Below are 13,799 nucleotides of genomic sequence, written 5' to 3'. Positions count from 1 at the left end.
GGTATACGGCCGGCATCCGTTTGCTGTAAGGTGTGGGAGGATCGAAAGAAATCCCAGACTACTTTTTCTGAACGATAAAGTAGAGGTGTAATTCTGGATACTGATCGTATTCGAGGTGACGGCAGACGCAGTCCTCTTCGGTGAAAATGGCAAGGTTCTTGGGCACTCCCAAGACGCTGTAGTAGACTTCGGGCCCCATGTTGGAGTCGTATTTTTCACCGGGGGTATCCAGACCTCCCGCGGTATAGATGAAGATTCCTCCGGGTTTGAGAGCTTGAAGAATTTTCCGGAGAGTAGATTCGTGGGCAGTGAGAGGCATGTGCCAAATGCTGTCCCAGGCGGTGATGAAATCATAGAGCTGGGGGATTTTCCATTTTGTGATGTCGGCGTGATGGAAGGTCACCTCGGGATGACGCTTGCGGGAGAGATCGATCATCCGACTGGAGAGGTCTAAGCCCTCGACGGTAAATCCCTCCCCCAGGAGGAGATCGATGAAACGCCCGCTGGAGCCGCAGCCAATGTCGAGGGCCAAGCCAGGATTCCGGACAAACTGGAGAGCACGACGATGTTGCGGGAGTCCGTTGTCGCTGTTGAATTCTTCCCCGTTCCAGTGGTCGGCGATCTGATCGTAGCTTTGGGCTAGTTTTTTCGGGTCCATAATATGAGACGTTCCGTGTTGGTAGAGGGTAGGGAAAAGCTGAGATTTTGCGAAAGTTTAATTCTTTTGGGGCGTGGGTCTTATGGGGTGAGGGTCGAATGGGCGAGGGAACGGGAGAAGTTGGGAAGGTGGGTTACGAGGCTTGATTGCAGATAGTAGGACTGAGCCGGAACCCCTCCACCAGCTAGCGCTGGTCCCCCTCCCCTGCAAGCAAGGGAGGAGTCTCAATCAACCAATGTAGTTCCCCTTCTGCGAGCACGGGGGAGAGTAGGGTGATGGGAGCATCTTGCTCCCGCGCGTTGGATCGGACCGTGTATCTTTCCACCTGCGAGCTCGCACTTCCTCAAGGCAGGACGTTAACGCGGATTGGCGGACGTGGCCACGAGGTTCGTCTCCGGGCTTTTCACTCGGGGGATTTTCGGTACGGTGAGAGCTATGAAGGATTCGAGATTGATTCTGGCTTCGGCCTCACCGCGGCGAAGCGACCTCTTGCGGGAGGCGGGGGTTTCCTTTCGGATCGAACCTGCTCAGGTTGAGGAGCATGAGGATCCTGTGGGGGATCCGGTTTTTATCGTTCGCCATAATGCGGAGCTGAAAGCGTCCGAGGTGGCTGGCCGGTTTCCGGGGCAGTCGGTTCTCGGATCTGATACGGTGGTGGCCTTGGGCGATCGGGTTCTCGGGAAGCCCAAGGATGAGGACGAAGCCTTTGCCATGCTGCGTTCGTTGGCGGGGCAGGAGCATCAAGTCCATACGGGAGTCTGCCTCATTGGTGCCGAGGGGCAACGGGAAGTCTTTTCGGTTTCCACTCGGGTCAAGTTCCGTGAGCTTTCGGATGAGGACATCCGGGCCTACATCCGAGACGTTCCGGTCATGGACAAAGCCGGTTCCTACGCTCTTCAGGATCAGGGCAGCCGCATCGTGGAGTCGGTCTCCGGCTCACGGTCGAACGTGATCGGCCTGCCATTGGAGGAGGTTTTGGAGGCTTTGAGGCGTTTGGAAGTTTAGAGGGTATCAATTAGGTCGTCGTTTTGCAGAGAATACCGCTGTGTAATTCGAGGAAGATGAGTCGCCTTCGTTCTTGATTTCGAAAGTTCCCCGATCTCCTTTTCAGTGACGGAAATTTGAAATTCATGCGAAATTTGGCGAATTTTGCAGAAAAAAATGCAAATAATCTTCAATGTTTCCCTTCTTGTGTGGTATGTTGTCCGAATATGATACGCAAATTCGCATTCTCGAACTTCTGTTCGTTCTACGAAGAGACGGTGGTTGATTTTACGGCCTCGCCTAGAACACCGACGGACGGTTCATTTGTGGATTCCGCTCATGGTGATAAGTTGTCGCTGCTGACAGGGGTTTTCGGGCCGAACGCTTCGGGGAAGACGAACTTATTGAAAGCCCTGTCCTTTGTCTCCTTTTTTATTCATGGCTCGTACAAGCATCTGGAACCAGAGGAAGAAATCCCCGTAGATCGATTTGCCTGCAGTGAACCCGATGAAGAGCCTGCCACCTTCGAGTTAGAATTTGAGGGCAAGGGCCGCCGATTCCTCTATTCTCTCAGCGTAACACCTCAAAAGGTGAATGAGGAGATTCTGAAGCGCTATTTGCCGGAGACCGGGCAATTTCGGCAGATCCTAGTGCGTAAGTTCGCGAAGGACGGTTCCTTACATTTACGTAGTTTTGAGGAGTTTACCGAGGTACAGCTGTTGCGTAAGGCTCTTACGGATCGTCCCAATGCGTCGATGTTGGCGGCCGGTGTACAGGCAGGGCGCAAGGAATTTCAGCATGTCTTGGATTCGTTGGGACAGGTTGCGACCAATGTGGGTCGCCGAGGAAAGCGTGATTTGCCTGCCGAAGGGCTGACCACGGATATCTTCAGGTGCTCGGAGTTCTTCCACAAGCATCCGGAACATCACGATGCGCTGCGTGAGTTGTTGACCGCCGCTGATATCGGGATTGTAGATTTCAAAATTGAGCCTGTGCGGCTGCAAACAGAGAAGGATGATGCGCGTGAGAGTTTTCTTGTTTTCTTTCAACACAGTGGGCCAAAGGGAATCTTCAGCTTGCCGGCGCATCAGGAATCGTCCGGAACACGGCGACTTTTCATGCTCTTTGAAGCCTTTATCCGCGTTTTGACCTCTGGTGATATTGCTGCAATTGACGAGATGGAGTCGGATCTGCATCCGCATTTGATTCCGACGATCTTGAGTCTGTTCACGGATCCGGAGATCAACAAGAAAGAGGCGCAGTTGTTCTTTACCTGTCACCATGTCGAGATGCTAAACCATCTGCAGAAAGAGCAGATCTATCTGGTAGAAAAGCGGGAAGATTGCGTGAGCGAAGCGTTCCGGCTCGATAGCCTCAGGGGAGTGCGGCGTGAGGAGAACTTCTTTGCCAACTACAACTCGGGGCGTTACGGTGCCATCCCTGAACCTGAGGTGGTGGCGTTTTAGGCGGAGATATGGCATCTACAAGAGTAGTTCGAACGCCTCTCATTCTTTTTGTAGAAGGCCCGACCGAAGGACTTTTTCTGGAACAAATTAAGCGGGTCTACTCAGGGCGTCTGGCTGAAAAGAAAATTACGGTTGGGAATGGAAATGGCGGCTCGGCGGGCAGCGTCCTCCTCGAACTTAAAAAGAAGTATCTCGTTACGGGAAGTAGTGAGACAGGCGCACTGGTCTTGATTGATCAGGACAAGGGGCTGGATGCGGATGCCGAGGCGATTTTGCAGGAGTATCCGAGTATCAAGGTCGCCTTTTCTGCGCCCCAGTGTCTGGAAGGTCTACTGCTGGACTTGCTAGGTGATCTGTTGCCAAAGGGGAAACAGACTTCAGATAGGTTGAAAAAGCATTTCCAGGATAAGTATCTTGGCAGTCGTGATCAGGTTCGTAAGCACTTTAAGCAAAAGCGTGAGGAACTTTTTCCCGAGTCACTTTTGGACGAGAAGATGGGCTCGCACCCTATCCTGATCGAAGTGAGTTCATTTCTCGGACTAGATAAATCGTAAAAAACAACCCAACTTCTTCCCTTGAGGGAATCCGGTTGCTGGATAAGGATGTTCTCTTGTCATGACGGATTGGTTCGGAGAGGTCGGCGGGCGGAAGCCTGTTGCAAAAACGGTGGTGTGGATTCTCGCCGTGGTGGCCTCGCTGTTGATCAATTGGACGGTGGCGAAAAAGTTGGATTCGAGCTTTGATCAACTGGCGGTCCGCAGTCCCGCAGAGAAGAAGGCGAATCGGGAGATGGAGGTCTATGTGGAGCCGTATGAACACCGGTTCGTGGAGGCGAATCCGAATCTGCCCTCGAATCCGCCCGACGATACGGTGAATTTCGGGGCGAGGGATCAGCAGGCAGCCGAGCCGGAGCCCGATCCGTCCAGCGAATCGGATTTTCCCGAGCATGATTCTGAGCAGGAGTCGCAGACCTTTTTGGAGCGGGGCGATACGAGCGAGCGCTTGAAGCCTGGGGTCTACAGTGAGGCGGCCACGGAGAGTCCTCCCGCGCAGGAATCGGGCGGCACGGTCGGTGATCTTGCCCCGCGAGTGGAGCGCGAGACGCCGGAATGGATTCAGTCGTCCGAGAAAGGGGCGGGGACCGAGATCCCCGAAGCGTCCAAAGGAGAGGAGACCGATCCTGAGGAGGAGCGACGCAAGCCTGGGTCGATCGTTCTTGATGATGGTCCTCAGAAAAAGCCGGAGAAGAGCGAATCCCCCTCGATGAATAATCCGGCGGCCCGGCCGTTGCCGCGCAAGAAGGTCGGGGCGGAGGTTTTGTTGGCCCCGCTGAACCAGTCGAAGGCCCGTGCTTCGCGGCAGGGAGAGATGGGGGTAAATTCCCGCCTGACGGATTATGGGGAGTACACGCAGCGGGCTCTGGAGGCGATTCAGGCGGAGTGGCACCGGCTGATCCGGGAAGTATCCCTGGGGGCGGATTCCACTTTTTCCTCGGTGGCGGTTGTCTTCTACATCGACAAGACGGGTTCGGTGTCGAAGGCCAAGATCGAAAAATCGACCTCGAGCGAGCTGGGATCAATGATCTGCCTCGATGCAATTTACGCCCGGGCTCCGTACGGTGTCTGGACCGACGACATGATTCGAACCTTGGGGGACGAGACCCGGGTCGAGATTACTTTTCATTATCGATGAAGGAACAGGATTGGAAAAAATTGCCGTGGATGAAGGGGGTCGAGGTATTGATCTCCGGCGAGGATTGGGTCGCCGTGAACAAGCCCGCTGGGGTTCTCTCTCATCCGAATGGACCGAAGGATGCGGATCGAGCGGTCCTGTCATTGCCGTGGTCCGATGAGACGGAAGTGTTCGGGGCTCCAGATGGTGATTTCCCGGAGATCCGTTTGTGCCATCGTCTCGACGGTCCGACGTCGGGGATTCTATTATTGGCGCTGGCCGATCAAGCGGACTGGTTTATCAAGGCGTTCGAAGAGGGTCGGATTCACAAGACCTATCGAGCCGTGGTCGCTGGACGCCCCCGAAGCCGGACCTTTGTTTGGAAGGACCGGTTGGTGCGGGGCAATGAAGAGGGCAAGCTCCGCGTCCGGGTAGGAGGAAATGGGATGCGCGCCGAGACGGCCGGGAGTGAGGTCGGTTTTCGTCGCGATGGCATCCCCCTGAGTCTTTTGAAACTGGAGCCTGGAACGGGCCGGACGCATCAGATCCGAGTGCAGGCTGCCAAGCACGGGCTCCCGATTATTGGAGACCGAAACTATGGGGACTTTGGGGCAAACCGGGCCTTCCGGCGCAAGCACAGCACCCAACGACTTTTCCTCCACGCGACTGAGCTCAGCTGGAGGCGGGAAGGTCGCAAGATCAGGGTTGTCTCGACGCCGCCTGAGGAATTTTCTGAACTTTTCCCGAATACCTGATTCCGGATTGGGAGTGGGTGATTTTAATTTTGAATAACTTTTCGCGTGTCCTCTTTTTTTGATTCCCGTCTTTCTGAATCGCGTTCGCTCTTCGAGCGCGCCCTCCAGGTCGTGCCCGGAGGGATTTACGGTCATACGAGTCCGGCTGCAGGGCTGCCCGGGATTTTTCCCTACTTCGCGGAATCGGCTGAAGGATGCCGGTTTACCGATGTTGATGGAAACCAGTATCTGGATTTTATGTGTGGCTTTGGCCCAATTGTTCTTGGCCACCAGCATCCGGAAGTGGAGGAAGCGGCAGCTCGGGCGAAGGCGAAAGGGAATCTTTTCAACGTGCCCTCGCGCGGGTTTGTCGAGCTCGCGGAGTTGATGGTCCAGCGGGTGGATTTTGCAGATTGGGCGGTCTTCGCCAAGAACGGTTCCGACGTAACGACATGGGCCCTACAGGTGGCGCGTGAAGCGACGGGAAGAAAAAAGATTCTTATGTTGAAGGGCGCTTACCACGGGATCGACGCTTGGTGCGCTCCGGGGTATGGGGGCATTATCGAAGAAGACCGCGAGCATATTCACCGCTTCGAATGGAATAAGCTCGATTCTCTGGTCGGGATGCTGGACAGCCTCCGGGATCAAGTTGCCGGCGTGTTCGTCACCCCTTACCACCATCCTTCTTTTGCGGCTTCTGAGATGCCGGAGAACGGATTTCTCACCAAGGTCCAGGCTGAGTGTAATCGGCGGGGGATTGTCATAATTCTCGACGACATTCGGACTGGATTCCGGTTGCATGCTGGCGGTTCCCATCGTCGTTTTGGTTTTGAGCCGGACATTGCCTGCTACTGTAAAGCAATGGGGAACGGATTTCCGATTTCTTCAGCCGTGGGAAGGGATTCCCTGAAAACGGCAGCAGCAAAAGTCTTTTTGACTGGAAGTTACTGGAATAACGCAGACGCCATGGCGGCGGCGGCGACCTGCTTGACGATCATTGAACGCGACAAGGTGCCTGAGCGAATCGAAGCCATTGGAGATCGACTTTGCCGGGGATTGACGGAAGCGGCAGCGAAGCATGGATATGTTCTGCAATGTTCGGGGCCGAGGGCAGCGCCATACCCGTTCTTCGAAGGAGACCAGAATTTGCGTCTGGCCCAGAGCTTCTGTGGTAAGGCAGTTCGCAAAGGAGCGTTCTTTCATCCCCATCACAATTGGTTCTTGAGTGCGGCGCACGACGAGAAGTCGATCGACGAGGCGGTGGCAATCGCTACCGAATGCCTCCGCGAGATGTCGGAAGCCGGGGAAAAGGCATGAGCGAGGTGAGCCAGGAGATGGCTCGGAGAATCGAGAAGGGAACCGAGTGGGTGCGCCGCGAGATTCCTTTCTTCCGCGACTCATTTGCTTCAGTCGATAGCGAGTGGAAGGTGGACCGGAGCCGAGTGACGGAGGCCGATCACGGGATATCGGATCGGATTCTCGCGGGAATCGAGGAATCATTTCCCGACGATGACGGTTGCAGCGAGGAATCGGGGCAGGATGGCAAGCGGGAGCTCAAGGCTCGGTTTAGCTGGGTGCTCGATCCCGTGGATGGAACAAACAATTTCGCCATCGGCTTACCCAATTGTGCGATCTCTCTGGCCTTACTGGAGAATGGTTTTCCGGTTTACGGCTGGGTCTATGACTACGCCGGAAACCGATTGATTCACGGAGGGGCCGGCCGCGGTCTTTTCGAAGAGGATCGACCCCTGAAGCCGCGTCCTCCGGAAGCGGGAGGGCACACGCCGATCGGGCTTCAGTTCCCGATTCCTGAGGCAGAGGTGGAGCGGTTGACCCCACTGATGAATCGGGAGCGTGTCCGGTCACTCGGATCGGGAACCATGGAGGGTGTTTACGTCGCTCTCGGCTTTCTTGAAGGCGCGATTGATTACCGGGTGAAAGTCTGGGATATCGCGGCGTTCATGGCCTTCTTTCCCGAGACCCAAACCGTTTGCCGATTTCTCGGAGAGTCGCCGTTTCCACTGCGTTCTTTTGATCCGGAAATGGAGGCGACTCCCTACATGGCAGGAACTGAGGAGTTCTTTCGCCGAATGGAATCGATCATTTCGTTCCGATAGTCGAGCGAGACTGCCGTAGAACCGAAAAATCTTTGATTTTGGGGCGATTTCGAAAGAGTTTTTTCGTGAATTGTTAGTAAATTTGAGGCATATTTGGGGACTTACCCCCCTTTGCCTTATGACCCCCCACCAGTCTTTCCTGCGCTCAAGTACCATCTTTGAAGGTGGAAATTTTCCAATTTCTGAAGTGAATAGAAGTGATCTAGAATCTATTCGATCGAAGCCTCGTGAAGAGGTTCCGATGAATTTTCCCGAAATGATTTTTGCGGTGGTTCGCCGTTTGGCGCCATTCCTCTTCGGTGCTTCCGTTCTCTTCTTCATTGGAGTCCTTGTCTGGCTGACTCCCCACACGGAAGAGGTGATGGGGGAAACCGAAGAAGTTGTGATTCCGCGTGAAACTTCGGGACGGACGCAAATGTACTCCGCAGCGGATTTTGAGGAGGAGGCTCACCTACGGGAGGTCTTGATCGAGGAGAGAGGGGGGCGGGTCTCCCTCGCGAGATTGAAATCTCTGCGATTCTCGGGAGAAGTGGGGACTGGATCGGTCGCACGAGATTTTTCACTTCTGACCATGGCGCCGGACCTCATTCACATCCGAGTCTCCGGAAATGGAGAGCAGCTGAACCTGGGTTACGATGGAAAGGAATATTGGAAGTTCTTGGGGATGGACGACGGCACCCGTCAAGGTTTGGATCCGAACCCGATAGAAGTGGATTTAATGATGGCACTCGGCCGAGTGCACGGTCCGTTGCTACAGGAGTTTCTCGATGGCCAAGGCCGCGTGGTTTCGGTGGAGGATGTGGCCGATGAGACTGGCCGTGTTTTGCGAATTCAGTTCATTGCCAGCGGGAGTCAGGAGATAGAGCAAGTCGATCTGGATCCGCTGGATCTCAATCTTTTGCGCTGGGAGAAAAAGGATCCCTTAGGCAATGCCCTAGTCTTGAGTTACAGTGGATACCGGGAGGTGAACGGATTTTACGAGCCGTCGAAGGTCGAATTTTGGAGAAACGGGGATAAAGAATTGGAACTGGAGGTGAGTTCCGTTGTTCCGAATTTCGGTGCGGTGCGTCTTCTCTTCCGCAACCCGATTAGCGGGTAAGGAGAGGATCCAGTCAAAGCGGGGATTTCGCCCCTTCAGGGCTCGGGATTTTACGAGGGTTGGGTCTCCCAGGGCGTTGCCCCGGGCTGACGGGTTTTGCACCGTTGGCGCGGGAGATTGCGTATCCCGAGCTCGTTTGCGGAGCGATGTATTGACGGATCGCTCTATGGCTTTGCTTTGCAAGACACGTCCGGCTCCTGTTCCTAGGTTCGGAAGTGGGGTTGCATTTTTGGACGCGCTATCACCGAGCGGTTGAGAATGATTCGCTCGATTCATCGGGGCCGTCGATTTGCGAATTTATCGCGCCGAAGGTGCATCGATTCTTGAGCCCTGGGCAACGCCCTGGGTTTCGGGTGTTATCGCTGATATAACAGCCCTGAAAGGGCGTCACTCTGTTGTTTCCGTTCTCGTTGAAAAGGGAGCGGAATGGCGAGAGCCATTTCGTTGGGTAGTGTGAAGCCTTGGAATCATCTGTGGATATTTAGAAACGGTTATCACCGTTCCTCTCCAGTTGATGGAGGAGTTCGTTGAAGTGAGAGCCGCCCCATGGGCCTCTGGCCGAAATGAATCGCACGACTAAAGTCATGCGAGAACGGAGGAGCCAAAGTAGCGAGAGCTTCCAGCTCTCGATTCGCGTAGGATCGGCCTGGCCGAAATGAATCGCACAACCAAAGTCATGCGAGAACGGAGAAGCCAAAGTAGCGAGAGCTTCCAGCTCTCGATTCGCGTTGAATCGGCCTGGCCGAAATTAATCGCACGACTAAAGTCATACGAGAACGGAGAAAGCAAAGTAGCGAGAGCTTCCAGCTCTCGATTCGCGTCGGATCGGCCTGGGCGAAATGAATCGCACGACTAAAGTCATGCGAGAACGGAGAAGGCAAAGTAGCGAGAGCTTCTAGCTCTCGATTCGCGTTGGATCGGCCTGGCCGAAATTAATCGCACGACTAAAGTCATACGAGAACGGAGAAAGCAAAGTAGCGAGAGCTTCCAGCTCTCGATTCGCGTCGGATCCCTGGGCGAAATGAATCGCACGACTAAAGTCATGCGAGAACGGAGAAGGCAAAGTAGCGAGAGCTTCTAGCTCTCGATTCGCGTTGGATCGGCCTCTTTCAGTTCGCCGGCAAGCACTCCTCAAAGCTTCTCTATCGACCTAGGGGAGAGGAACAGAGTAGAGAATCCCTTCCGGACTGCGGAGAGTGAGGTGCTGATCGCCGATCTTCTCGAGCTTGTAGCCCTGGGGAGAGGAAATCAAATCTCCGGTGCGGTAGACGCCCGAATTGGTAATTACACGGACGGAAGAACCACCGCGCATGACGCCGTTGATCTCAAATTCTTCCAAAAGTTCCGGAGGCGCGGCGATGGGACCAGCGGGCGCCGAACTGGGGGCTGTGGAGACGGACTCGGAAGCCACGGGTTGAGACGCCGAGGAAGGCTTGAGGTTGACGCTGGATGAAACGGCTGTCTGGGGTTCCGGTTCTGGATCGGGATCCGGGGGGCTCGGTGCTTCGGCCGGAGGGGCGGGGGCTTTCTCGACGAACTCTATCTTCGGAGCATCCTCTGCGGGTTGGGCGAAAAACTGAGTATAGGCGTAGTAGCCAAGTCCCCCGATGAGACCGATAAAGGCAACGATGAGGAGAAGGACGGGCAGGATCATCCACGGGCTCGACTTAGCGGTGACCCGAGTGCGGGGATGGATGACCGTTTCCTCGGCGGGAGAAGAAACGTTTTCCCGTGCGCCCGCTTCACGACGGGCCTTTTTCAGTGCTTCATTGATAATGCTCATGCCTGCAGAAATTCTTTCAGTTCCCGGTGGGCTCTGCGGACATCCCGGACGCCAACTCGTTCCTTTTCCCGGACAAAGGCGGCGAGGAAGGATTTATCACAGAGGTTGTTGATGAGACGCGGAATTCCCCGCGAACGTTTGTGGATCAAGCGAACGGCGCGCGGGGTCAACAGGGGTTCACCGCTGGCTCCGGAAAGCGTGAGCCGGTGCTCGATGTAGCGGGCAGTTTCGTCGCGGGAGAGTGGGCGTAGCTTATAGTAGACGAGGATTCGCTGGCGGAGTTGGCGCAGGCGTTGCTCTTGCAGCTTTTCATCGAGCTCGGGTTGGCCGATGAGGACGATCTGCATCAGCTTCTGGTCGTCGGCTTCAAGGTTGGAAAGGAGACGGACCTGCTCGAGCACCTCGAAAGGAAGGTTTTGGGCCTCATCGATGATGACGACGATTTGCCGTCCAGCGGCGATTCGTTCGAGAAGGGTTTGGTACAGAGTGTCGATGAGGTCGCTTTTAGAGCGGGCCTTGGTCTCGATGCCAAGCTCGTTGAGGATGGCCTTTACCAGCTGGGTTTCGGAGAGACGGGTATTGAGGAGGAGGGCGGTATCATAGGTATCGTCGTCAAGTTCTGCGAGGATGGATCGACTCAGCGTCGTCTTCCCGCAGCCCACTTCGCCAGTCAGGACGATGAACCCTTTTTTTTCGATGATCCCATACCGAAGATGCTGGAGTGCTTCTTCATGCGTAGGACTCCGGAATAGAAAATCCGGATTCGGGGTGATGTTAAAGGGCATCTCCCTCAATCCAAAGAACGCTTGATACATGCTCTCTGCAATTCAGACGAATGGGAGGGGGTCTGGCAAGAGTGCGAATTCCTTGAATTTTCTTCCTTCCCTTCTGTGGGCCTCGGGGCGTATGTTCTCCCGACTGTGGAAAAGGTGATCCGATGGATTCTTCTGGGAGCGATTGCGACCTTGCTGGTCGTGTTCGCTGTGGTTGGGCACCAAAATCTCAAGGAGTACGGTCAGTTTCGGGAAAAGGAGATGCAGTTGAGTGAGCGGATCGATACCGAAAAGGCAGAGTACGAACGTCAGAGGAAATACTATCGGAAACTGATGAACGATCCTGCCTTTCTTGAGGCGGTAGTCAGAGATCGTCTCGGTTACGCCCGTGACGGAGAGATCATTTTCCGTTTCGAGGATTAGACGTCTGGTCGAGGGTCCAGATTCGCTGGGGCGAACGCGGTTCATTGAGGAAGGCTCGATGATACGGGCTGGCTCGTTGTTTTCGCAGCTTTGGTGCCTCGCCGAAGATGATTAGGAATCGGGGTGAGATTGTTATCCTGGGATCTCCTTCACACCCATTTCGTTTTCTGCTCGAAATTTTCCCCGAAATGGGGATTCTGGCCGCATGGAAATCGACAAGCTTCGGAGCGAATACGAGAGTGCGGGCCAAGGACAGGTTTTCCGGTTTTGGGAAAAGCTGGATGAGGCCCAAAAAGAATCCTTGGCGGCCCAACTGGCCGAAGTGGATCTCGGGGAAATTCAACGCCTCGTCGATACCTTGGTAAAAGGGCAGGGCGAATCGGAAACCGATTTTGAGAGCCTCCAGCCTGCACCCTATGTGCCTCTCCCGAGCGAAGGGGGCGATGCCGCTCGCTGGGCGGAAGCGCGAAAGGTCGGTGAGGAAGCGCTGCGCGCCGGTCGCGTAGCGGCCTTCACGGTGGCTGGGGGGCAGGGCACTCGTCTCGGATACGAGGGGCCCAAAGGAACTTTTCCAGTAACTCCCGTTCGGGAGGCAACTCTCTTTCAAGTCTTCGCGGAGAAGATCCTCTGTGCGAGCGAGACTTATGGAGTCTCGATTCCCTGGTTCATCATGACCAGCCGGATCAATCACGAAGCGACGGTGAGTTTTTTCCAGGAAAACCAGTTTTTCGGTCTGAAGGAAGAGGACGTCATCTTCTTCTCGCAGGGAATGATGCCCGCGGTGGATTTCGACGGGAAGCTCATCCTTGAGTCGCCGGATTCGTTGGCGTTGAGCCCGGACGGGCACGGTGGGTCATTGCGGGCCTTGGTTCGCAGCGGTGCCACCGCGACCATGAAAGAGCGCGGAATCGACATTATCAGCTATTTCCAAGTCGACAATCCGTTGGTTCAAGCCATCGATCCCACCTTTGTTGGGTTCCATGTCTTGGAGGGGTCGGAAATGTCGAGCAAGATGATCCCGAAAGCGTACGCCGGGGAGAAAGTTGGCCACTTCACGATTCTGGATGAGAAGCTGACGGTGATCGAGTACAGCGACCTTCCTGAAGAGCTCGCCGAGCAGAAGGATGAGGAAGGCCGTCTTCGTTTCCGCGCTGGCAGCATCGCCATTCACATCATTTCCCGCGATTTCGTCGAACGGATGGGCGATGGCGAAGGAGGATTGCCGATGCACCGGGCGAACAAGAAAATTGGTGTGGCGCAAGAGAATGGTGAAACGGTGAAGCCGGATGAGCCGAACGGAGTGAAGTTTGAGATGTTTGTCTTCGACGCCCTCCCAGAGGCCAAGTCACCCGTGGTCATCGAGACCGCCCGCGATGAAGACTTCAGTCCCGTCAAGAATGCGGAAGGCTTGGATTCTCCCGAAACCTGCCGCCGCGATCTACTTCGCCAATACGTTCGTTGGCTGAAGGATGTCGGCGTCGACGTTCCTGCCGACGAGAATGGCGTCCCAGATCGCACTTTTGAAGTGACTCCTTTGCGTGGCTTTGATCGCGAATCCTTCGTGGAGAATTCCAAAAACCAGGGTCTCTCGGTTCCGTCCGAAGGGGAGGTTCTGTAAGGGCAATCGCCTCTCTCAAAGTTCCCGGGGCGTTGCCCCGGGCTGATGGGTTGTGCGCCGTTGGCGCAGGAGTATGGGAGGAATTGGGAGACGAGGAGCTGGGTGTTGGAATTTTCCGAACCTTGTGTGGGAATCAAACTGTTGCGGAAATTTCACGATTTTCTGTGACCCGCTCATGCCGGGAGAGTCATGCGAGAACGTGAGATCGCCCAAAGTAGCGAGAGCTTCCAGCTCTCGATTCGCGCCACGGGCTGGAAGCCTGGGGTACGGGAGTAGGACCGCATCTTTAGCTGCGCTCCCGCCTGGAGTTGAAGGTCGCCGGGGCTCATCATGGTGGCCTCTCGGGCGCGTCATTCCTGAACGCCAGATGCGTGTACCGCTGCAGGAATCGCACGACTAAAGTCATGCGAGAACGTGGATGCCCAAAGTAGCGAGAGCTTCCAGCTCTCGATTCGCGGCACAGGCTGGAAGCC

The 13,799-nt window shown here is 55.3% G+C and carries 13 protein-coding genes; 10 read left to right on the top strand and 3 right to left on the bottom strand.

Going from position 1 to position 13,799, the window contains the following annotated elements; translation table 11 throughout:
• Window positions 1-58 precede the first annotated feature (58 nt).
• Window positions 59-658 carry a class I SAM-dependent methyltransferase gene (locus tag H5P30_RS20195; protein ID WP_185694730.1) on the bottom strand — a complete coding sequence of 200 codons (600 nt, stop codon included), beginning with the start codon at window positions 656-658 and terminating at the stop codon, window positions 59-61.
• 435 nt (window positions 659-1,093) lie between these two features.
• Between H5P30_RS20195 and H5P30_RS20190 the strand changes: the two genes are divergently transcribed.
• The 8 genes from H5P30_RS20190 (at window position 1,094) to H5P30_RS20155 (ending at window position 8,729) form a co-directional block, all read left to right on the top strand.
• On the top strand, window positions 1,094-1,663 hold the full coding sequence (locus H5P30_RS20190; RefSeq protein ID WP_185694729.1) for a Maf family protein: 570 nt from the start codon (window positions 1,094-1,096) through the stop codon (window positions 1,661-1,663).
• Window positions 1,664-1,920: 257 nt separating this feature from the next.
• On the top strand, window positions 1,921-3,108 hold the full coding sequence (locus H5P30_RS20185) for an AAA family ATPase (protein ID WP_185694728.1): 1,188 nt from the start codon (window positions 1,921-1,923) through the stop codon (window positions 3,106-3,108).
• Between the two features lie 8 nt (window positions 3,109-3,116).
• A complete protein-coding gene (locus tag H5P30_RS20180; protein ID WP_185694727.1) occupies window positions 3,117-3,662 on the top strand; it encodes a hypothetical protein in 546 nt (181 codons plus the stop codon).
• Between the two features lie 61 nt (window positions 3,663-3,723).
• The gene (locus tag H5P30_RS20175; protein ID WP_185694726.1) at window positions 3,724-4,800 is read left to right on the top strand and encodes a hypothetical protein; all 1,077 of its coding nucleotides are present in this window, start codon (window positions 3,724-3,726) and stop codon (window positions 4,798-4,800) included.
• On the top strand, window positions 4,797-5,534 hold the full coding sequence (locus tag H5P30_RS20170) for an RluA family pseudouridine synthase (RefSeq protein WP_185694725.1): 738 nt from the start codon (window positions 4,797-4,799) through the stop codon (window positions 5,532-5,534). Before H5P30_RS20175 ends, H5P30_RS20170 begins: the two co-directional genes overlap by 4 nt.
• A gap of 45 nt (window positions 5,535-5,579) precedes the next feature.
• Entirely contained in the window at window positions 5,580-6,830 is a 1,251-nt protein-coding gene (locus H5P30_RS20165) for an aminotransferase class III-fold pyridoxal phosphate-dependent enzyme (protein WP_185694724.1), read from the top strand.
• The gene (locus tag H5P30_RS20160) at window positions 6,827-7,630 is read left to right on the top strand and encodes an inositol monophosphatase family protein (protein WP_185694723.1); all 804 of its coding nucleotides are present in this window, start codon (window positions 6,827-6,829) and stop codon (window positions 7,628-7,630) included. Before H5P30_RS20165 ends, H5P30_RS20160 begins: the two co-directional genes overlap by 4 nt.
• Window positions 7,631-7,871: 241 nt before the next feature.
• Complete coding sequence (locus H5P30_RS20155; RefSeq protein ID WP_185694722.1) at window positions 7,872-8,729, top strand: hypothetical protein; 858 nt, start codon at window positions 7,872-7,874, stop codon at window positions 8,727-8,729.
• A gap of 1,150 nt (window positions 8,730-9,879) precedes the next feature.
• On the opposite strand, the gene H5P30_RS20150 is transcribed toward H5P30_RS20155, so the two are convergent.
• Both H5P30_RS20150 and H5P30_RS20145 read right to left on the bottom strand, forming a co-directional pair.
• Window positions 9,880-10,512 carry a hypothetical protein gene (locus tag H5P30_RS20150; protein ID WP_185694721.1) on the bottom strand — a complete coding sequence of 211 codons (633 nt, stop codon included), beginning with the start codon at window positions 10,510-10,512 and terminating at the stop codon, window positions 9,880-9,882.
• Window positions 10,509-11,327 (bottom strand): ExeA family protein, encoded by an 819-nt coding sequence (locus H5P30_RS20145; RefSeq protein ID WP_185694720.1) that lies wholly within the window; start codon window positions 11,325-11,327, stop codon window positions 10,509-10,511. Before H5P30_RS20145 ends, H5P30_RS20150 begins: the two co-directional genes overlap by 4 nt.
• A gap of 105 nt (window positions 11,328-11,432) precedes the next feature.
• Between H5P30_RS20145 and H5P30_RS20140 the strand changes: the two genes are divergently transcribed.
• Both H5P30_RS20140 and H5P30_RS20135 read left to right on the top strand, forming a co-directional pair.
• The gene (locus tag H5P30_RS20140) at window positions 11,433-11,708 is read left to right on the top strand and encodes a septum formation initiator family protein (RefSeq protein ID WP_185694719.1); all 276 of its coding nucleotides are present in this window, start codon (window positions 11,433-11,435) and stop codon (window positions 11,706-11,708) included.
• A gap of 205 nt (window positions 11,709-11,913) precedes the next feature.
• A complete protein-coding gene (locus H5P30_RS20135) occupies window positions 11,914-13,326 on the top strand; it encodes a UTP--glucose-1-phosphate uridylyltransferase (protein WP_185694718.1) in 1,413 nt (470 codons plus the stop codon).
• The last annotated feature ends 473 nt before the right edge of the window (window positions 13,327-13,799 follow it).

The organism is Puniceicoccus vermicola (assembly GCF_014230055.1).
Lineage (GTDB): Bacteria > Verrucomicrobiota > Verrucomicrobiia > Opitutales > Puniceicoccaceae > Puniceicoccus > Puniceicoccus vermicola.
This window is presented reverse-complemented; position numbering and strand designations above follow the sequence as displayed.